Source organism: Dehalococcoides sp. THU4 (genome assembly GCF_043231265.1).
GTDB classification, from domain to species: Bacteria; Chloroflexota; Dehalococcoidia; order Dehalococcoidales; family Dehalococcoidaceae; genus Dehalococcoides; species Dehalococcoides mccartyi.
This window is the reverse complement of the sequence record NZ_CP171266.1, coordinates 63,543-84,029: the sequence shown is the minus strand read 5'-3', so window position 1 is coordinate 84,029 and position 20,487 is coordinate 63,543. Positions and strand designations below refer to the sequence as shown.

General features: G+C 43.4%; 20 protein-coding genes and 1 tRNA gene. 12 read left to right on the top strand and 9 right to left on the bottom strand.

The annotated features are described in order from the left end of the window. Positions 1–19 precede the first annotated feature (19 nt). Positions 20–583, bottom strand: coding sequence for an orotate phosphoribosyltransferase (gene pyrE, locus ACE6F3_RS00440; RefSeq protein WP_010936883.1), 564 nt, complete (start codon positions 581–583; stop codon positions 20–22). A 2-nt stretch (positions 584–585) separates the two neighbouring features. After that, entirely contained in the window at positions 586–1,146 is a 561-nt protein-coding gene (gene lepB / locus ACE6F3_RS00435) for a signal peptidase I (protein WP_171973453.1), read from the bottom strand. A gap of 122 nt (positions 1,147–1,268) precedes the next feature. On the opposite strand from lepB, the gene ACE6F3_RS00430 reads away from it, so the two are divergent. From ACE6F3_RS00430 to ribE, 5 genes are all read left to right on the top strand, one after another. Then, entirely contained in the window at positions 1,269–2,033 is a 765-nt protein-coding gene (locus ACE6F3_RS00430; protein WP_041342567.1) for an SIMPL domain-containing protein, read from the top strand. 147 nt (positions 2,034–2,180) lie between these two features. Then, a complete protein-coding gene (gene ribD / locus ACE6F3_RS00425) occupies positions 2,181–3,278 on the top strand; it encodes a bifunctional diaminohydroxyphosphoribosylaminopyrimidine deaminase/5-amino-6-(5-phosphoribosylamino)uracil reductase RibD (RefSeq protein ID WP_010936880.1) in 1,098 nt (365 codons plus the stop codon). Positions 3,279–3,280: 2 nt separating this feature from the next. Next, positions 3,281–3,898: a riboflavin synthase gene (locus tag ACE6F3_RS00420; protein ID WP_096476808.1), complete on the top strand. Its 618-nt coding sequence runs from the start codon at positions 3,281–3,283 to the stop codon at positions 3,896–3,898. A 32-nt stretch (positions 3,899–3,930) separates the two neighbouring features. Further along, positions 3,931–5,142 carry a bifunctional 3,4-dihydroxy-2-butanone-4-phosphate synthase/GTP cyclohydrolase II gene (locus tag ACE6F3_RS00415; RefSeq protein ID WP_279115449.1) on the top strand — a complete coding sequence of 404 codons (1,212 nt, stop codon included), beginning with the start codon at positions 3,931–3,933 and terminating at the stop codon, positions 5,140–5,142. A 26-nt stretch (positions 5,143–5,168) separates the two neighbouring features. After that, positions 5,169–5,636 carry a 6,7-dimethyl-8-ribityllumazine synthase gene (gene ribE / locus ACE6F3_RS00410; RefSeq protein ID WP_023652493.1) on the top strand — a complete coding sequence of 156 codons (468 nt, stop codon included), beginning with the start codon at positions 5,169–5,171 and terminating at the stop codon, positions 5,634–5,636. Here the strand turns inward: ribE and ACE6F3_RS00405 are convergent. After that, complete coding sequence (locus ACE6F3_RS00405; protein ID WP_011929242.1) at positions 5,633–5,884, bottom strand: EF-Tu/IF-2/RF-3 family GTPase; 252 nt, start codon at positions 5,882–5,884, stop codon at positions 5,633–5,635. The two genes, ribE and ACE6F3_RS00405, sit on opposite strands and share 4 nt — an antisense overlap. A gap of 143 nt (positions 5,885–6,027) precedes the next feature. Here ACE6F3_RS00405 and ACE6F3_RS00400 point away from each other — a divergent pair, with 143 nt between their 5' ends. The 3 genes from ACE6F3_RS00400 (at position 6,028) to ACE6F3_RS00390 (ending at position 7,084) form a co-directional block, all read left to right on the top strand. Beyond that, on the top strand, positions 6,028–6,264 hold the full coding sequence (locus ACE6F3_RS00400; RefSeq protein WP_010936875.1) for a hypothetical protein: 237 nt from the start codon (positions 6,028–6,030) through the stop codon (positions 6,262–6,264). Positions 6,265–6,312: 48 nt separating this feature from the next. Beyond that, on the top strand, positions 6,313–6,960 hold the full coding sequence (locus ACE6F3_RS00395) for a biotin transporter BioY (RefSeq protein ID WP_279115450.1): 648 nt from the start codon (positions 6,313–6,315) through the stop codon (positions 6,958–6,960). A 47-nt stretch (positions 6,961–7,007) separates the two neighbouring features. Beyond that, positions 7,008–7,084: transfer RNA gene (locus tag ACE6F3_RS00390), tRNA-Val, on the top strand. Here ACE6F3_RS00390 and ACE6F3_RS00385 read toward each other — a convergent pair. The 3 genes from ACE6F3_RS00385 to ACE6F3_RS00375 all read right to left on the bottom strand — a co-directional run bounded on the left by ACE6F3_RS00385 (position 7,072) and on the right by ACE6F3_RS00375 (position 10,816). Continuing rightward, positions 7,072–8,607: a recombinase family protein gene (locus ACE6F3_RS00385; RefSeq protein WP_279115451.1), complete on the bottom strand. Its 1,536-nt coding sequence runs from the start codon at positions 8,605–8,607 to the stop codon at positions 7,072–7,074. The genes ACE6F3_RS00390 and ACE6F3_RS00385 overlap by 13 nt on opposite strands. 20 nt (positions 8,608–8,627) lie before the next feature. Next, complete coding sequence (locus ACE6F3_RS00380) at positions 8,628–8,942, bottom strand: hypothetical protein (RefSeq protein ID WP_392654725.1); 315 nt, start codon at positions 8,940–8,942, stop codon at positions 8,628–8,630. Positions 8,943–9,802: 860 nt separating this feature from the next. Continuing rightward, positions 9,803–10,816: a hypothetical protein gene (locus tag ACE6F3_RS00375; protein WP_279115456.1), complete on the bottom strand. Its 1,014-nt coding sequence runs from the start codon at positions 10,814–10,816 to the stop codon at positions 9,803–9,805. Between the two features lie 834 nt (positions 10,817–11,650). Between ACE6F3_RS00375 and ACE6F3_RS00370 the strand changes: the two genes are divergently transcribed. From ACE6F3_RS00370 to ACE6F3_RS00355, 4 genes are all read left to right on the top strand, one after another. Further along, entirely contained in the window at positions 11,651–12,685 is a 1,035-nt protein-coding gene (locus ACE6F3_RS00370) for a hypothetical protein (protein WP_279115457.1), read from the top strand. 293 nt (positions 12,686–12,978) lie between these two features. Continuing rightward, positions 12,979–14,538: a hypothetical protein gene (locus ACE6F3_RS00365; RefSeq protein WP_279115458.1), complete on the top strand. Its 1,560-nt coding sequence runs from the start codon at positions 12,979–12,981 to the stop codon at positions 14,536–14,538. Between the two features lie 114 nt (positions 14,539–14,652). Further along, positions 14,653–15,348 (top strand): hypothetical protein, encoded by a 696-nt coding sequence (locus ACE6F3_RS00360; protein ID WP_279115459.1) that lies wholly within the window; start codon positions 14,653–14,655, stop codon positions 15,346–15,348. A 70-nt stretch (positions 15,349–15,418) separates the two neighbouring features. Continuing rightward, positions 15,419–16,903: a hypothetical protein gene (locus ACE6F3_RS00355; protein WP_324664411.1), complete on the top strand. Its 1,485-nt coding sequence runs from the start codon at positions 15,419–15,421 to the stop codon at positions 16,901–16,903. Positions 16,904–17,228: 325 nt separating this feature from the next. Here the strand turns inward: ACE6F3_RS00355 and ACE6F3_RS00350 are convergent, their stop codons facing one another. From ACE6F3_RS00350 to ACE6F3_RS00340, 3 genes are all read right to left on the bottom strand, one after another. Continuing rightward, complete coding sequence (locus ACE6F3_RS00350) at positions 17,229–18,089, bottom strand: EamA family transporter (RefSeq protein ID WP_279115462.1); 861 nt, start codon at positions 18,087–18,089, stop codon at positions 17,229–17,231. 328 nt (positions 18,090–18,417) lie between these two features. After that, positions 18,418–19,158, bottom strand: a complete 741-nt coding sequence (locus ACE6F3_RS00345) for an ABC transporter permease subunit (RefSeq protein WP_279115464.1) — start codon at positions 19,156–19,158, stop codon at positions 18,418–18,420. Further along, the gene (locus tag ACE6F3_RS00340) at positions 19,155–20,075 is read right to left on the bottom strand and encodes an ABC transporter ATP-binding protein (protein ID WP_279115465.1); all 921 of its coding nucleotides are present in this window, start codon (positions 20,073–20,075) and stop codon (positions 19,155–19,157) included. Before ACE6F3_RS00340 ends, ACE6F3_RS00345 begins: the two co-directional genes overlap by 4 nt. Positions 20,076–20,487: the final 412 nt, after the last annotated feature.

The window sequence follows — 20,487 nt, the reverse complement described above, 5'->3', positions numbered from 1 at the left end:
AAACCTTTCTAGGCGGGTTTTAACTGCTGCCGTGTTTGGTCAGGGGCAGACCCTGGCGGCAAAGCGGGCAATCCTCCGGTTTGTAAGTAGTGGTGGCTGAACGCAGACAGCTGAAAACAGGGGCGTTAAACTGCAGAGCGGTATCAGAGCGGTCTACCAGTACGCCTATGCCTGCCACTTCACCCCCGGCTTTTTTAACCGCAGCCAGCACCTCGCGGACAGATTTGCCGGTGGTTAATATATCATCTACCACCAGCACTTTGGCTCCCGGTTTTATTACGAAACCCCGCCGGAAACCGCGCTCGCTGTCGGCAATTTTTTCGGCAAAAACACATTTCAGCCCCATCTGGCGGGCTATTTCATGGGCCAGAACTATACCCCCGGTGGTAGGGCCGGCTACCAGTTCTATCCCTTTGTCTTTGTAATGCTCGGCTATCATGCCGCAAAGCTGCTGGTTATATTCCGGGTTTTCAATGATTCTGAATTTTTCCCAGTAAATGGGGGAATGCAGTCCCGAAGTCAACAGGAAATGACCCTTCAGTATTGCTCCGGTCTTTTCAAAGAGTGTTTCTACGTCTTCCATAACTAATCCCGTTTCATTATGAGTAAAATAGGCAAAACAGATAAAAAGTGAAATTCACCCAGAGGCCAGACTGATACCCAGGCCTTGCCCACAATATCTTCCCTGGCCACAAAAAACCCGTAACGGGAGTCAAGGCTGACTACCCGGTTGTCTCCCATTACATAGTACTGCCCTTCCGGCACATAAACCTTGGCGGTAGGGAAGGCTTTGGGATAAACAACATACGGCTCGGATAAGGGTTGGTCATTTATATAGACTGTACCGTCTTCTTTTACTTCTACGGAGTCACCCGGCAGCCCGATAATCCTCTTTATAAAGTCATTTTCATAAGAATACTGTTCCGGAGGGGGGAAAACGATAATATCGCCCCGCTGGGGTTCTCCGAACAGGTATGCAAGCTTATTTACCAGCAGGCGCTGTTCGTCTTTCAGGGTGGGGTCCATGCTGCTTCCGTCTACAATAGAGTAGGACAGGGTGACTTTTGATATTCCGAAGATAACCAAAGCTACCAGGATTATACCGGCTAGTTCCATCAGGAGGCTTTTCAAGTTTGCAGCATTCATCTGGGGCAAATTATACAACCTTTCTGATATTCATTCTACAAAAAATCCATCCAATTTTTTAAAACGCTGCTAACTTCTTTTTGGTTGGGGCGTTATATTATTTGAATATCAAGGAGGTAAGGATGGACAAAAAAATATTATTGCCTATAGTAAGCGGGTTACTGGTAGTGTCACTAGCCGGAGGCGTAGTGGGTTGTGCTGCCAGCACTACTGATGAAACAGATACAACGGACAGCCCCGGTGTTATCTGGAGCCAGCAGAATACCGGGGTCTGGGTAAACGGCAGCGGTGAGGTAGTTGTAAGCCCTGATGTAGCCATTTTGACCCTGGGGGTAGAGAGCATGGGTGCCAGTATTGATGCCGCCCAGGCCCAGGCCGCCCAGGCTATGAACGCCATTATAAACTCCCTCAAAGCCAACGGAGTGCTGGAAACCGATATCAAGACCAGCAGCTACTATATCTCTCCTGTTACCGAATGGGTTGATAACAGATCTACTATTATAGGTTACAGGGTAAGCAATCAGGCTGAGGTAAAAATCCGCCAGATTGCCCAGACCGGCAGTATTCTGGATGAGGCCGTCAGGGCTGGCGGAGATGACAGCCGGGTAAACGGGCTGTATTTCTCAATAGATGACCCCTCTGCCGCTTATGAACAGGCCCGCACTTTGGCTATTCAGGATGCCAAGGCCAGAGCCGAACAGATGGCTTCGGTAGCAGGTATATCTTTAGGTAAACTTATCTACATCACCGAAACCAGCAACTATATACCCCGCTGGGATTACTCCAAAGATACAGGTATGGTAAGCTCTGCTCCTGAAATTACTCCCATTAGTTCAGGGGAAACCACCGTAACGGTAACTGTCCAGGCTGTTTACAGTATAAAATAAACCCGGAATATCCAAGTCTAGCTGATTCGGAGCCGCTTTTTAGGCGGCTCCGGCTTTTTATATACGTATTACCCTGATATATAGTAAATCATTAAAACCAGTGCGGGTTTGCAAAAAATGAAGATTTGATGCTAGAATGCCAGCGCTATGAAATATATGTCTCAGGCTTTGTCGCTTGCTAAGTTGGCTATAGGTCAGGTCAGTCCTAACCCGGCGGTGGGGGCTGTCATTGTAAAAAACGGCGAAGTGGTTGGTCAGGGCTTTACCCAGCCGCCCGGCGGTGACCACGCTGAGATAGTAGCTTTGAAGCAGGCGGCTGAAAAGGCCAAAGGGGCTGCTTTATATGTGACTTTAGAGCCGTGCTGCCACCAGGGGCGGACCCCGCCCTGCACTGTGGCTATTATAGAATCAGGCATCAAAGAGGTTTATATTGCCACCCTGGATGATAATCCCTTGGTTTCCGGCAAGGGCAAAAAAGAGCTGGAAGATGCCGGCATAAAGGTTCATCTGGGCATGATGGAGCGTGAAGCCCGCCAGATGAATGAAGCCTATTTCAAGTATATTACCACCGGTATGCCCTTTGTGACTGCCAAATACGCTATGAGCCTTGACGGCAAAACAGGCACCCGCACCGGTGATTCCAAGTGGATTTCCAACGAGGAATCCCGTCATTTTGCCCATTATATCCGCCATATATCAGATGTGATTATGGCCGGGCTTAATACTATACTCAAAGATGACCCCCACCTGACAGCCAGAGTAAACTGCGGGCGGGGCGGCACTTCACATTGCCAGCCCACCAGAGTAATTATTGATGATAACGGCCGGGCACCTTTGAGTTCCAACGTTTTTCATGTTCCCGGCAATACCATTGTAGCTGTAGCCAAAGGGCTTACTCCCGAAGAGAAACAGGCGTATGATGAGGTCGGGGCAAAAGTGGTGGAAATGCCGGATGAACGGGGGCTGGTAGACTTAAAATCCCTGCTGCGTTATCTGGGGCAAAACGGGGTAACCAGTGTGCTGGTAGAGGGCGGCGGCATTGTGCTGGGTTCGCTTTTTGACCTTAAACTGGTGGACAAGGTTTTGGTATTTGTCGCCCCCATAATAATAGGCGGCAAGGACGCCAAGATACCGGTTGCAGGTTTGGGTGCGGAGCTGATTACAGACTCAGCCAAGCTTCGGGATATTACCACTACCGCATTCGGACAGGACGTGTTGATTTCCGGTTACGTTATTAAGGAGTAACCGTGTTTACAGGCATAGTTGAGGAACTTGGCTTTTTAAAAGCCCGAAACCCCGCTTATTTGCACATTGGGGCAAAGTTGGTGCTGGAATCACTGAAAGTGGGTGACAGCATAGCGGTCAATGGCGTCTGCCTGACAGTTACCAGTTTTGACAGTTCTTCTTTTCATGCGGATATCATGCCCGAAACCCTGCGTCTTTCCAATCTGGGCAAACTGTCTTCTAATTCACCTCTAAATCTGGAACGGGCACTTACTCTAAACAGCCGAATGGGCGGGCATCTGGTGCAGGGGCACGTAGACGGCACTGCCAGGTTAATTTCCTCCGTACCTGACGGCAGCGCCCGCCTGCTTACCTTTGAAACAGACCAAGACCTTACCCGTTATATGGTTCATAAGGGATTTGTGGCGGTCAACGGGGTCAGTTTAACTATTACAGATTTACAGGCAAAGCGTTTTTCCATTTCGCTGGTGAACCTGAGCGGCAAATCAACTAATCTGGGTCTGCTAAAGCCGGGGGATACGGTAAACATAGAAACTGATATAATAGGTAAATACGTGGAGAAACTGTGCCGGACAGAACGGGGCATAAGCCCGGAGTTTCTGGCCGAAAACGGTTTTTAAGCTATTTTAGTTTTTCAGGGGGAGTATATTTTATGCCTAATGCCCGTGTTGAAGATGCTATTGAAGATATAAAGGCCGGCCGTTTTGTTATTGTGGTAGATGACTATGACCGCGAAAATGAAGGTGATTTGGTCATGGCATCTGAAATGGTCACGCCTGATGCCATAAATTTCATGGCAAAAAATGCCCGCGGCCTTATTTGTGTTTCACTCACTGCCGAAAGGCTTGAACAGCTGAAAATACCTATGATGGTTACGGAAAATACTTCGCCTTACAGCACCGGGTTCACCGTTTCGGTGGAAGCCCGTAAAAAAGTTACTACCGGTATTTCGGCAGCTGACCGGGCGGCTACAGTGCAGGTTTTGATAGACCCGGTGGCTACCCGTGAAGATATTGCCATGCCCGGACATATGTTCCCCCTGCGCGCCCGCGAGGGCGGGGTGCTGGTACGGGCGGGGCATACCGAAGCCTCTATGGATTTAACCCGGATGGCCGGGCTGTACCCTTCCGGCGTACTTTGCGAGATTATGAATGATGACGGCACTATGGCTCGTCTGCCCCAGCTTGAAGCGAAAGCCGCCGAATGGGCTATAAAGATAATAAGTGTTAAGGACATAATTTCCTACCGCCGCCGTACCGAAAAAATGGTTAAAAAGATAACTGAAGCCGAACTGCCTACTTCTCACGGCCAGTTTAAAGCGGTTGCCTATAAAAGCCAGTTTGATGCTGACGAACACATTGCTCTGGTAATGGGAGATATCTCCGGCCCGGAGCCGGTTTTGGTCAGGGTACACAGCGAATGTATTACCGGTGATGTCTTTGGCAGCAAGCGCTGTGATTGCGGTGAGCAGCTGGATATGGCGCTTAATCAAATAGCCAAAGCCGGGCGGGGAGTGCTGCTTTATATGCGGCAGGAAGGCCGCGGCATAGGCCTGCATAACAAGCTGTGTGCATATGCCCTGCAGGACAAGGGTTTGGATACGGTTGAGGCTAACATTGAACTTGGTTTTGCACCTGACCTGCGCGAATACGGTATAGGTGCTCAGATACTGGTAGATTTGGGCTTAAGTAAAATCCGGATGATGACCAATAACCCCAAAAAGGTGGTAGGTCTGGAGGGCTACGGTATTCAGGTAGTTGAGACCGTGCCTATTATCGTTGAACCTAACAGTTTTAACCGCCATTATCTGGAAACCAAACAGAAAAAAATGGGCCATCTGTTAAACGTAGACAAAACAAACTAAGAGATACATCTTAAGGAGTAGGCAAAATGGGTAAAGAGTTTTCGGGTGTTTTAAACGGGCAGGGTTTGAAAGTGGCTCTGGTAGTGTCCCGCTTTAACGAATTTATTACTTCAAAGCTGCTGTCAGGGGCTAAAGACAGTCTGGAACGCCACGGGGTGAGTGCCGAAAATACTGACGTAGCCTGGGTGCCGGGGGCGTTTGAAATTCCGCTTGTAGCCCAGAAACTGGCTAAGAGCGGCCGCTACGATGCGGTTATCTGTCTGGGGGCGGTTATCCGGGGCAGTACTCCCCATTTTGAATATGTATCCAGCGAAGTTTCCAAGGGTATTGCCAGAGTAGGGCTGGATGCGTCTTTGCCGGTGATATTCGGGGTTATAACCGCAGATAGCATTGAACAGGCCATTGAGCGGGCAGGCACCAAGATGGGCAACAAGGGCTTTGATGCTGCTACTCAGGCTATTGAAGTGGCCAATTTGATGAAAAACCTCGGCTAAGTAACTTTATAAACCATGTCTCCCGGCCGTACCCGGTCGCAGACTCTTATGCCAACACTATCGCCGGCTTTGGCCTCGGTAAGGTTGGCATGATTTATTTGGATGGAATCTACTTCCTGCTCAAAGTCAGTGGTATGGCCTTCTATACGTATAGTATCCCCCACTTTGAGCTGGTCTATCAGGTCTATACCAGCCACCCCGGGATGAGCAAAATAATCGGAAACCGTACCTACCAGCAGTTCAGGCATTTCCTTCTCCGTTTCCGCCCTCTCGTTTTCAGTATAAAACCGCATACACCCGCAGGCAATACCCTTGCCCGAAAACCCGCTAAATGTTTTGACATGTTCTGCTTTCTTACTTATAATGGGTTAAATCTGAACGGAGGTATCACTTGGCAAACAAAGACAAGCCCTCCATGAAAAAGCACAGTGACGATATAAGCCTGGACGATATCAACAACCGTCTGGAGCTTTTTGACCAAAGGCTGGATAATATTGATTCGGTAGTTTCAGCAGTGGTTGAACGGGTGATGAGCCAGCCGATAACTATATCCACTACTTGCCCCCACTGCGGCAAGAATCTGGATATTGCCCTGGTAGGCAACCGCAGACCCACTGTATCCAAGTAGATTTTCCTGCATCACTTTTCATTATCATGTTATGGGAGGTATGTACATATGCAAATGACAGGTACGCTCAGTCAGTTCCGTTATGATGTCTTTAAGCGGCGTAGTGCTTTAAATATATGGGCTAAAATCGGCCTTACTCTGGCGGCTGCGGGGTTGATTGCCCTGTCCGCCCAGATAAAACTGCCCCTGCCGTGGACTCCCATACCTGTTACACTGCATACTTTTGCCATCTTGCTTTCAGCTGTTTTGCTGGGTAGGTGGTGGGGTGGTGCGGCTGTTGCCATATACGCAGCGGCCGGTTGGGCGGGTATGCCTGTTTTCAACGGCTGGAGTGCCGGTGTAACCGCTACAGCCGGTTATCTGGTGGGATTTGTTTGCCTGTCTCTTTTCCTGGGCTATTTTGCTGACAGATATATCCGGGCGCGCAGCTTTACCACCATGTTTGGCCTGATGCTATTTGCAAACTTTGCCCTGGTATATATACCCGGTATTTTCTGGCTTAATTACTGGCTGTCATCTGTCGTCGGTCAGCCGGTCAGCTTTACTGCTTTGCTGTCTATGGGGCTGGTGCCTTTTATTGCCGGGGATATCATCAAGATAGGTGTTGCCGCCCTTATTGTAAAGGGTGTCACCCCTAAAAAGGCTTTCGGTAATGAACTGGATGCCCATAAAATGGCGGGTTGGAATATCTTCTAAGTCTTATTTGACGCTAAGGTGCTAAGCTAGTAAAATATGTGTCTCTTGGGCGGTTAGCTCAGTTGGTTAGAGCGCAGCGTTGACATCGCTGAGGTCAGTGGTTCGACCCCACTACCGCCCACCATTCTGTACAATAGGCAGAACCCTCTTATTCGTGTTCATTTCCGCTATCGGCGCAAAGTATTCCAGTGTAACTTCGTTATCTCTGATGCGTATCTCTTTCACAAAATTCCTAATGAAGGCTTTGAGTTCACCCAGTTCAGCTTCATCCAGTAGTTCCTTTAGGTCTTTAATATAAAAAGCGATTTGCTCAGGACTCATATTTGATACTTTATACTCGGATATCGTTGTTTTGAGTTCTGTTTGTTTGGTTGATAGTAAAGCCTTTTGTTTATGAAGTTCTTTTAAACGGGGAGATAAATCAGGTAAGTCAAAGTTACCGCTCTCGATTGCCTTGTAGATATTGGATAACCGATAGTCAATATCGGTTATTTTGTCATCTAGTATGTTTTGTTCGCACTTTACGCTTTCGAATGCCTTGTCCATTTCTTGATTGCTTAGTTCTAGAAGCTCTCTCAAATTGTCTTCAGTTAAGATATTTCCGCTTATTTTCTCTAATATCTGTTTTTCCAACTTAGGTGCGGGTATGTACTTTGCCTTACAGGTTTGAGCTCCATGCCGTCGCAGGCTTTGGCACACATAGTAAGAAAAATGTCCGCTTTTGGCATTACAGCCCGTCATAGGCCTGCCACAGTAAGCACAACGGGTCAACCCGCTTAAGAGGAAATGGCTTGAGGTTATACGGGGGTGGGTAACTTGCGGAGCCCGTTGTTTAAGAATCTGTTTAACTGTATCGAAAATTTGTTTATCTATGATTGGTTCACAGCTATTAGTGACCCGAATTGGCTCTAAGTTGCGTTTACTATTACGCCCCCAAACAACCGTTCCAGTATAGACTTCATTGGAGAGAATGGAATATATGCTGGTCTTACCCCAACGCTTGTTCTTTGGACTGGGTATACCCGTGTTATTTAGTTCTTTAACAATTTCTGTTATGCCCTTGCCTGAGATTATGGCATCAAACATCTTTTTTACGATATTTGCCTCATCTGGTTTAATTTTAAGTTTGGATCGAGTCTTGTTGCCATCAGCCACTTTAACTTTAGAATAGCCATAAGGCGGATTGACTGAAATATAGAAGCCTCGGGATACACTTTCTCTCATACCCCTTGTTACCTCTTCTCCCAAGTTGTCAGAGTAATATTCGTCTATGTCTTCAATTATAGCTACTGATAATCTCCCGCTGGGAGAGTCATCAAAGATTTCATTAATAGAAATTACTTGTATTCCATTTTTGCGGAGTAGAGTCTTGTAGACGATAGAATCTTCACGATTACGGGCAAATCTAGAGTATTTCCAAACTAAAATAGCGTCAATTTCTTTGGGTTTGCGTCTGGCAAAGTGAATCATTTCGCGGAAAGCAGGGCGGGCATCGGTGCGGCCTGTTTCTGCCTCATCCGTATACTCGCATATGATTTCATCCCCTTTGGATTTAGCATAATCCCTGAGCGCCCTTAGCTGGGCGGCAATGGATAATTCTACATCCTGAGCTTCGCTGGATACTCTGGCATAAAGTGCAACTCTCATTGTGTACTCCTAGTTTTCCATTAAAACGGGCAATACCTGCAATGCCCGGGTACAACGCGTTTTAATATGATGATATTTAACTGCTCAATTATTGCTTCTCTTGCAGATTCCCTATCCTTAATCAAATCGTGTAAATCTTTGATTAAAATAATGTCACTGAGGTTCTTTTCAAAGTAAGATAATGCATTTTTTATATTGGTTACATTGGCAGGAGTAATTGTGCCTATATTGTAGGAAGCATATTTTATTATCAGTGCCATATTACTTGAGTGCTCTTCGTCTATGGTTAAGTTCTTCTCTACATTAAATGATAATGGTTTTTGAACTATGAGCATCTCAGTCTGTTTAAACAATAGCCTTGTATTTCAAAACCATGCTCTTAATACGTCCGTATATTTAGAATATGAGGTTTATAAAGTGGCTTTTACCCCTTCCTGGGCTTCGGATTATGAAGTGTTTGAGAAAGCGCTTAACGATTATTTTTCACTATTCCCCCAAGAGAGACAGGGGGAAGCAATGGCCAGGTGGATGGATCAGTTTAAATAAAGAACTTGGAAAGGGTTATAAAATTTAGTGTGCTCGGAGCAATACTTCATCAGAGGTTAAAAAATGTGATGATAAGATTGTTATTCTCATAGCTGAGTACACGGCTACATAGCCTTAAGCATTTACGATCATTTTCTGCTATAAAATGCACTAAAAATAACCCAATTGGAGCAGCCTTTCGAGCATCTTTTAAGGGTATACTTGGTGATACTTCAAGCTGCTTCTTACGAATAATTAATAGAGGGTGCTCAAAGGGTTTCGGAGTATACTCAAAATAGCGCTTAAAGCGCTATTTTGAGTAAATATAACGCGATTTACGCACGGATTATATTTTATGAGTGCTTTAAGCTGCTTTTTTGTAGTTTTTATGTGCAGCAGAACTAAGCATTAGAAGTATCATTGCCTTGACTCTCCAGAATGAGTTTTAATGTTAGATATGGAAACACGAGAGTGGTTGACCTAACTTAAAACAGGAATCAAGCTACCAATCATTTCACCCATTTCATTTGAACTAATTGAACTAGTTTTGGTTATGCTTGATTTTGATAATGCTTAATGGCTTACATCAAACAAATTAGCTAATATAGCTAACCATTTGCTCTTCAGAAAAATTACAGTTCTGGTATTTTTATTCAGTAGACAATAATGACTAATACTCTGTAATGCCAGTATATTGCATCTCCGACTTATCTGGTTTATATTTTTTAATAATTTCTTTGAGACGTTTGTCAATACTATTCCAGTCAGTGTCAACAGGTACGGATTCGCTTGTCAGGATTCCATGTTCAGAAACCCATAAAAGAATCACTCCGAAGATAGGTTTTTCTCCAGGGATCTCAATTTGCCAGGGTATAGGTATCATCCCTATAAAAGTCATCCACTCAATATCCAATTCGGGCAAATATTTTGGATGTTGACTCGCCATGAGATAGAATTTGTCATGTGGCGAAAGACTAAGCATGTATCGTTTAAAAGAGCCGATTTCTGCGAACATTGTTAGCTCTCTGGGTAAACATTCTATCTCTTGAGGTTGCCAGGAAGAAGATTCCCAAACCTCTGGACTCCTTACAACACGTCCATAAAGTAACCAGGTATGTATTTGAAGATACTCAATTAGCTTCGAACCAGAATAATTAATGGTGAATGATATCGCGACCGGATTACTACCGCTAGTACTAATATGAGAATATACAGGTAGATTTTCGGAATTTGTAGTTACTTGGATTCGAAAATCGGGATTCAAAGAAGATTTTGGTGAGGCAGATTTTGAAAGTCTGCTTAATTCATCTGAAAGAATTGTGGTGTCTTTTGAAGCATGCAACATACTTTTACGTCTTTTATGTTCGTGGTCATATTTCCATTTTTTTAGTAGTTTAACCGTGTAGATTTTCTCGTCGGAATCGATCAGTTTGGCGCAAGTAGCGCAAAGCCATATACCATTATCTATGGAAGTGCGTTCTTCTGATGTCATTTCGACATCATAACGTTTTCCACCAGGTGCCGCAGCGCATATGTGCGCAGCGACACCTGTAATTATAGCTTTATTTGAGGATGAATGAAGACCACTTGTAGCCAGTCCACACTCTGGATTAGAACACAGTTGGCCCGCTCTTTTCGCAAGAATATCGATGCTATTTTTTGAAAAATCATCTCTGCGCGTCATTTAAGATCTCAGTATTTTAAATTCTAGATTATATTGAATAAATTTAACCGGCTCAAATAATCGTGTAATTCGGCATTATATAAAAGAAAATTACTTATTTTGAAACTAACCAACTAAGAAATACAAACGAAATCAGGACTAGCCTCGCATATCTATAATTAAATTATATGGTGTTTATTTAAGTATATCAATAAGGTAGGAGATCTGTTAAATAAGAGCCCTGAGGAATGAGGGCCGACTATAAGTAATATTAGAATAATTAATACTAAAGTTTGGTTATAGAGTTGGTCGAGCAACGCCTAGGTGGTTTATTATGAAAGAAACGGATATTTTGCACTATTTATTTTCTATTGTACTAAAACCATATTCTCACATAAATTACAAGCGTTTTGGTTTTTTACTTACCAGTTTGAAGCTAAATTTATAAGTGTGAATTGTGCATTAAACAATACTGCCCTCATCATTTAAACATAAAAGATTACTCGTGATGTTAGATTCATGGGGGCTGTTTTTATTGGTGACACCAATACTTTTTCATCTGTCACGCTTCTCCTTGTCAAAACAATATCGTCAAACTTACTGGTGGCAACTTGTTGTAAGCTATGGGTTCATGGCTATAAGTATCCAGGGTAATCTGGATTGAGGTATGCCCTAGACTCTACATAGCAACCTTGGGGTACATTCTCTATTTAAGCATTATAATACTGATTGGCTTTGTGGTATTCGTACAACTAGTATTCGAGAATGGTAAGTGACTATTTTATATGGACAAATTTAATATTCTTGGTATTATAGGTCCATAGTAAGTATATTATAAGTTAGATTGGGGGATTTATGGTCGAGATTCCTGAAGAGATAGTAGAGTATTTTGGTAGCTCGAATGTTCCAATACGTTGGCTTGTTCCGCAAACTCTGGCACAAGAGGGCTATTTCGGTGATATTTTAAGAAAATTTTCAGACGAGATCAAATTGGAAAATATACCGCAAGGAGATGCAGCTCCGATCTGGGCCAAGCAGTTAGAGTGTTTAGATCGTGCAGATCTTAAACTAGAGGTCACTATACAGGTCATAGGTGATGCGGTAGCAGCTAAACGTATGCAATCCCTTAGAAACGATCCATCGCAATGTAAAGTAAAACCTTATGATAATCCTGAGCTTGTTGGGATTTGCCTTGACTCCAATGGTCTAGTAGAGCTTGATCATTTTCGCTATAACGATCATTTTTTCCCGGGATTAAACCGAAGTAATACAGTTTTTGAAGTCGTACCTCCCATTGCAAAATCTATAAGTTCTATGCATTGGGCACTCAGTCAATTAAAAGACATAGCTGTAACAACAAAAATCAAGGTTAGGCTAGACCCGTTGCTTGTTCATGATGCAAAAGCATATCATCCAATTTTGTTTAAGATGCTGGTTTGGGGTAAGCCACTAGATTGGAATTCTCTTGCAGGGCTCCAACAAGAAGAACATTCCAGATGGATGCCGGGTCCATATTGCCAGGAAGAGGTAGAATTTACAGATTTGGTTTGGAGTCCTAGGGATGATGGAATTCATTTCATTTGCGAAGAAGTTCCTAAACTTGAAGTGTGTGAAATTCGAGCTAGTCGTTATTTTCATGGTATATTCGTACCCGCTACACGGACTTTCATCCACTGCGATGGAGCAATTAGAATATATGAACGAGAAGAACTCATATCTCGCCATCGAGCTCACGTGCGGAGAATAGGTAAAATAGGAAAGCGTGTAAAGATTTTCGAAGTTGGGGGAAAAATAAGTACAGAGCAATGGACTAATTTAGTCTGTGCCTACTTTGTTTGGAATAATGACTTGCAAAATTATTTTGGTGCTGGAATTGAGTATAAGGTTTAATTCTCCAAACATTCGTATTCATAAATCATCAATGATAAGTTAACATGAGAAGATGCAAAGAGGATAGAGGATGATACCCCAGCAATATAACGCGGGAAAATGTAATTAAGGCAATAGAAACAATTTGTCAGGAAGGAGTTCCGCCTAGTCGACAATCGAGGGATTTCTTTCTGGTATTTTCAGGGCAGTCCTTTCCCCCTAAATATGTGATTTCATTAGCGAATAGGTATGCCAACGGCATTGAGCTATCTCCATCGATGTTCAACGGGGGAAAGGAATCTAATACATTCTTAATGAATTTGGGTTTCGAAATTGTTGGGAATACTATTGGGATGACCAGGATACTCCAAGCTAAACTAAATAAAAATTCTCAGCTCGAATATACTTCTAAACAGCATGACGAACGGTGTCCTCAATGTAAAGCAACAATAAAGGCGATGTTAGAGCGTATTTATGGAGAGGTTCGACCTGCTCATTCATTGCCTTATGGGGTTTCATATGAAGACTATGCAAATTCACCGTTATATTCAGCACTTAAAGAGGTGTATTTGGCCCTCCAACGCTTTAGGGGGAATCGTGACTTTATCAAAACACATTCTTTACCGCCTGTTGATTATTTCATTCCGAATCCTGGATTTGTTGTTGAATTTGATGAGAGTCAACACTTTACAGCTTGCCGAAAGCTAGCGTTGTCTTTATATCCTAAAGACATACCTGCAAAATTCAATATTGATAGATGGATTCAACTGTGTTTGGAGATAAGTGCCGAGGATAATAGCCCAATATACAGGGACGAGCAGCGAGCCTGGTACGATACCCTTAGGGATTTTGCTCCCATAATACGAGGGTTGAAACCGACAGTACGGCTGTATAGCAATGACTGTCAGTGGTGTGGATTGGATCCCGAGAGTGCTGAAGATAGAGCATGGTTTGAAAAAGTACTGATGAGTGGTATGTCTAATTGGGACATAAGCACATTATTTGACCCGGAGCCATGGGTTGCTCGAATTATTATTGATGGTTTTTGGTCCAAAAAGCCCGAAGATTCGGTGAAGCTCCTAAATGAAATTTGTGATATTTGGGGTAATGATGAGGAAATAAAAAATATCCGGGCCCATTTTTTGATGACCTGCGGCGGTTTCCTTGAGTTTGAATGGCCACACCAAGTTACGAGGGATTTAATCGGCAACTTCTGGAATCCAAACCCAAAAGCTTTATCTGCTATTTTGGGGGCTGCCGAAGTAGCTCTCCAGAAAGTTCTGACTAAAGAAACGCTGAAAAGACTAGCTAGACTTACTGATTACCTTACAATAGGGGTCGATTCTTCAAAAACACTTGTTTCCACGACGCAGAATTACATCCACGACCCACACGTGGAGTTGGTGGCGCTTGTTGATACACAAACTGGACAATTATATTGGACGGGTAAATCATATCCTACAAATGCGCAACAAAGCGGTTTGGTACGTGTCCCAGATTTGGAAACGCACTTTTTCAGTCTACCTAATCTGGGCAATATCATGGTCTTAGGCTGTCACGACCTGACTATTTTCAACAATAGAAATATGGACCATACCGGCTCAACACGAAAAACCTTAAAAAATAGTTTTCGGATGCTTTCTAAAGCAAAGAAACCATCAATAATTCTCCAGCATCCACATACAACTCATTCCTCACACACGTGGGCTGCTGCATGGGAACTGGTACGATCTGAACTACCTTCAGTTAAATGGTTTGCGAGCGCTGGAAGTTATATTGCTGAAAAGGAGTTACCCCCTTTGGAAAAAACTAGCGTGCTTATCGATACTAAACAAGGTGGAAGCATAGATTTTATCGTTAGGACCTGCTTTTAGGAAATCTATATATGACACAGGCTCGATAAGCAGGTGGTTATTATTTTCTAACAATTGCCGTATGTAAATAAAGAATACAAGCTTGATGAATACTTTATTTTATGGTGGATATTTATGGAACAGCAAGAAGAAAACAAAATCACAGACAAATATTACAATCATCTCAAACCACATAAACTCCCTGAGGGCGATATAGATTTGTTCGCTCTTTCCGGGCAAAGAAGAAACGAAGCTATTGTTGGGGGTGAGGATAAGGATTGGTATGCATACTGTACCGGGTATTGGAGAGCGGCTGACGTGTTGGTTGACCATCTAGTTCAATCTGATCTCTTAGAGAGGCATGATTACTCTGAACATTGGGAATCCATAGCTTATAGCATACTATATTTGTATCGCCATCATTTAGAATTGAGACTCAAACAACTTTTTATCGCCTGTGAAGGTATCCTTGAAACAATTAAAAATGAGCACTCACTACTGATGCTGTGGAGAATTTTTTATGAGCGATATGAAAAATTTTGTAAGGAATACAATCTTAATTCAGAAGAATTATCAGAAGAAAACTTTAGGGATATTAATGTAGTCGAGAAGATAATTACTCAATTTGATGAAATTGACAAGAACTCGCAGAAACTAAGGTATCCTGTTGACAAAGTTGGAAAAGTCTCCTTACCACCCATGAAAATTGATATGGTTCATCTTAGAGAGATACTTGGATGGGCTAATCAGTTCCTAGATGGTTGGAGTTGCGGGATTTATGAATGTTGGCAAGCTGAACTTGCAAACCGAGACGCGGCAAGGCATTCTTAGACTGATGTATAAAGCAAACTTAAAGGCTTTACTAATAGCCCAATTGCAATAATGTCTAAGAGTAAAGGTTATGAGCATGATTCCACCTGACGAATTTGGAAAAGAAGTCGAACTGTTCGACCCAATGACTTTAGTGCAGATGTGTGCCGCTGCTTGTAGGAAGCTTGACGAGGCACATCAGGCGATGCGACAGGTTACTCTCAATGGCCAGAATGCAATTGTCACCCAGCATACTTTCGCTGAACTGTGTATGTGGGCTATCAGAAATCACGAGTCAGCTGGTACTAGGAAACCATTGCCTCAGGACGTAGTTCGGTTGGCGAATAATATCTACAGCATCCAAGACCCCTTTTGGGGCACTAATGCTGGTGGGATTATGACCCTGGTTCGCACGGCATATGAACAATTCCCTTATCAAGAGCAACTGCAATATTTGGTTCCGCGTCATATCATGCTTTATCTTGAGTCAAATCCCCCGCAACCATCATTTGACCTTGATGGAGAGTTTCGCAAAGTAACTGGCCTTTCCGTTAAAGAGTTCATGATGATTGGTTTCATATTTTATGCAGCCGCTATTCCCTTTCATTCTTTTGAGCGTGCTTTCATAGAAAATACCCAAGTTACATCAGTCAGACCATATGTGACCCCCGACAAGATAGATGCATTTCTAGCAGCGGTTGCTGCTGACTTCCGAGACTTTAGAAACCGTCGCCTTGAAGAAGAAAAGACTGCTCCAGAACTTGGCCGATTTACCTTTAATCCACTGTTATCACGCCCGGTCATAAAGCTGCCAAACGGCTCATTGTGCGTGCCGATTCCACGATTGCTCATCTACCGTATCACTCAGGGTATCTACTATGATTTATTGGATGCAAATCGACAGCCTAAGGGGAATAAGTTCTCAGATTGGTTTGGCTACGCCTTTCAAGAGTACATAGGGAAACTACTCAAGGAAACCTTCGGTGCTGACAAAGTGTACTCAGAAGCAGCCGGTGTTGACTGGCTCGTTATCCTGGGGGACTCAGCCTTGGTGTTAGAATGTCGCTCAGGCCGTCTACCGAAGAAGATCCGCAGCCATACAGATCGCACAGAAGTGACAGAAATGATAAAACGTAACATAGTTGATCCTGCCGAAAAGCTACCAGGAAAGATTGAAAAGATTGCAAAAGGTACATCAGGAATACCCACCGATAAGGTAAAGGCATACCTGCCAGTGATAATAACCTACCAGGAGTGGTATCCTACAGCTTTAACGTTATATCTGGCTAGGCAAGAGCTAAAGCGAATTAACGCTGAAGACTTTCACTTTAATTTGATGTCTACCGATGACCTTGAGTGGCTTCTCGCCTGGGTACAGCACGAGGATCCTGTGAGTGTATTGCAAGAAATGCGAAATGATGTGGCTAGCAAGGACCTGTCAGTGGGGCAGTACGTGGGAGTCAGAGCCAAAAGGAAGGGCATCACGCAGATAGACAAGACACTGCTATCGAAAAAGCGAGATGAATATCTGGAAGAAATACTGTCTGAAACAGAGGATAAGACTTCTACCATTTAGGTTAAACAGTCAGTTTGAAGCTAAGTCCAAAGATTTTGGTTCTGCCTACCGTACAGTATCGCTCAGTTTATTATCTGTGGACCTCAGGTTTCAGAAGTTGTTTTAGTATTCTTATTCCAGCCGCTAAAAATAAGAATACAATCCCTAGTGGTGTCCAAAGTATTCTTTGATCATTTGTAGTTGCGGCTATTATTAAGCCAATGCCAACTAAGATGAAAATGAAAAGAATAACCGTACCTAAAGGCCCCGTTATTAAGTTTCGCATGGTCATCTCCTTTGGGCTTTCCAAATTATAGCAGAAGTATCCTTAAGAAAAACAATTAGGTTATATCAATAACACAAGTGTCCCGCCGACAATCAGCACCAGACCTGCTAAAGCCCACCTCGTCAACTGTTCTTTCAAGAAGAAAAACGAAAAAGCAACGGTAAAGGCGATGCTAAGCTTGTCAATGGGTACTACAATTCCTACTGGGCCGATTTGCAGGGCTCGATAGAAACATAACCAGGACGCACCAGTGGCCATCCCGGATAAAATGAGAAACATCCAACTCTTATTATCGATATGCCTTACTTTACCCTGCTTTTTTACGATGAATACCATTATCCAAGCCATAATTAATACCACTGCTGTTCGGATGGCAGTTCCCAGATTAGATTCCACACCCTCAATTCCCACCTTGGCTAGAATGGATGTAAGACTGGCGAATAATGCTGAAAGAAACGCATAAATAAGCCATTGAGCGCCGGTGTTTCCTTTTGCACAAATCCATTTATTAAAAGTCATTAAATAGGTGCCGATGCCAATAACAATGATACCCAGAATTTTACTTGCAGTGACAGATTCACTAAGAAAAATCATTGCCAGGATAATAGTTAAAATAACACTGGACTTGTCGATAGGTGCCACTTTGTTTACCGCTCCAAGTTGTAGAGCTTTGAAATAACACAGCCACGAGGCACCGGTCGCCAGTCCAGATAATATTAGGAATACAAAGGTTTTGCTGCTGATTTCACTGAGCGTGTCTTGCGACCCGACGATAAAGACCATGAGGACAGCAAAAATCAGCACAATAATTGTACGAATGGCTGTTGCTAGATTGGAATCAACATTTTTAAGGCCTATTTTGGCTAAAATAGCGGTCAAACCTGCAAATACCGCTGAGCCAAACGCCAACGTAATCCACATTGGTATATTGTATCACTCCCGTTTGATGACAATCTATTTAGAGATGCTTCATTCTTCTAAGCGAACGATGCATAGAACTCTTCTACTAAGTGCTAAATTCTGGGATGCCCAAGTCCGAGAATTTGACGAACAACAAACACGATGGCGATAACTATTATCGTAGCAACGACTATTATGATAATCCTCTTTCTTACGCTCATTTCTTCTTCCTGCCTGATATTATACGGCGCACAAAATACCCGATGACCATAATAATTACCGTAGGTATAACTATTATGAGGATATGTTATGTAGTCAATTTCGGCTTCTCCCTGTGAAAAAGAGTTTATTACGTCCACTTCGTCAATATTACTTCTCTCTGAAATGCCCTTGTGCTGATGAAGAAAAGAAATATATCTACAATAAGGGCAGTGCCTGAGACAAGCCAGATAGTAGTGGTATTCAGCTGTATTAGGCCAGTTTCGGTTGCGACATAAACAAAGAAAAGTGGAATTGCTATCAAAATACCCTGTAGTTGGGCAGCGCGTGGGTCAGTGGCCCGTGCAGAAACAATGACGCTCCACTCGACGGAAAGGATAGACAACAGCGGTAATAAAATCAGGAGTTCTATCCCAATAGTCCAGTTGGGGAAAAAATAATAGTTCAGTGTACTATGTGTAAACAGGTCAGATAGCACCATGAAAACGATGGAGCCGATGTAGAGGGAACAAATAGAGGGAATGAAGGCACCGATAGCTTTACCCAGAAGGAGTTCGCTGTCTGTGACGGGCGCCGCCAGCAGCGGTTCAAGGCTTTTTTCCACCTTTTCACCGACCAGACTGTAAGACGCTAGGAGAGTAGGAATTGCAGATGCTCCGATGGCGAAGAAGAAAGCAAAGGCGCTCATTAAATCTGTCAAGTGCTGTGTGCTTAAGAGAGCTCCCTGTCTGGAAATCACGAAATTAAGCACAAATGGAAGCCCGATACCGATGATAATCGGGAAAACAACCAGCGAATATAAGGTATATCTTTTTCTGAAGAATACTTTAATATCCTTGGCAGCAACAGTCCAGGATTTTGAAATTCTCATTTTGTTTCCTTCACAATTTGCAGATATACATCCTCGAGCGTTGGGACAACTTGTGTGACCTCTCTAACTTGACCACCGGATGATGTGATGGCGTTAATAATAAGCGGATTTTCTTTGTCAGGATCGGTCACATCAATAAGCAACTTGTTATCCAAGGCTTCAATTTTGTTTGGAATGAGTTTTTTTAAGGAATTAAGCAAGGCTTCGTTTACCTGAGCCAGCCTGATTTCTGTTTTGGGCCTCGTAAGTGATTCCTTTAATTGTTCAGGACTACCGATAGTCAACAATCTCGTCTTTATTATCCCGATACGGTCGCAGACTCTCTGTGCTTCGTCAAGGTTATGAGTATTAAGGAAGATAGTTCTGCCTTGCTTCTTGATTTCTAGAATGAAATCTCTGACGGTCTTGGCTGATTCAGGATCTAGGTTAGCCGTAGGTTCGTCCATAAAAAGCAACTTTGGTTCATGGACCAGAGCGCGGGCTAGCGCCAGCTTCTGCTTCATCCCTTTAGAGAATGAACCTGCCCGAGCATCTTTTCTATCCCAGATGTCCAGCATCTTGAGAAACCGCTCGATGTTCTCTTTCCTGTGTCCTTCGGGAACTTCATACAGTTTTCCGTAAAAGTCCAGATTTTCAAAAGCGGTCAAATCCTCATAAAGACCTACATTATCTGGGACGAGACCAATCATTTTTCTAATCTGCAAAGAGTCGGCTGCTTTGCTTATATCGTAGTTGTCTATTTTGGCTTCTCCGCTGGTCTTTGATATCAAACAACAAAGCATCCTGATGGTGGTAGTCTTGCCAGCGCCATTGGGCCCAAGGAAGCCAAAGACCTCCCCTTCTTTAACCTGGAAGGTAAGCCCTTCCACCGCTGTGATTTCGCCGAACTTTTTAGTAAGGTTTTCAACAGTTATCATGGTTTCTCACTAAAACCATCAATTTGCTTGTTTCTGAGCCATCAATGTTACTATTAGTAGTATACTCGATAAAGTAATCAGATTAAATTAGTCGTTAGTTAAGTAAATATTGAACATACTTCAAACAATCTGTTCCTGTTAGGTGGATTCGAACTGACTAAAGTATTCATAGGCTAAATACTAACTCGAACGTCATTGTTCTGTCTATCGTACAGTACCGCCCACCATTCTGTACTATAGACAGCACCCTCTTATCCGTACTTATTTCCGCCGCCTGTGCAAAGCATTCCAGCTTAACTTCGTTATCTCTGATGCGTATTTTTTTACAAAACCCCTATAGACTGCACGTTCTGCCTTTTCAATATATAGTTAACTCACCGCAAAGCTTGTAAGAGCGGCTGTGCCGGGGTAA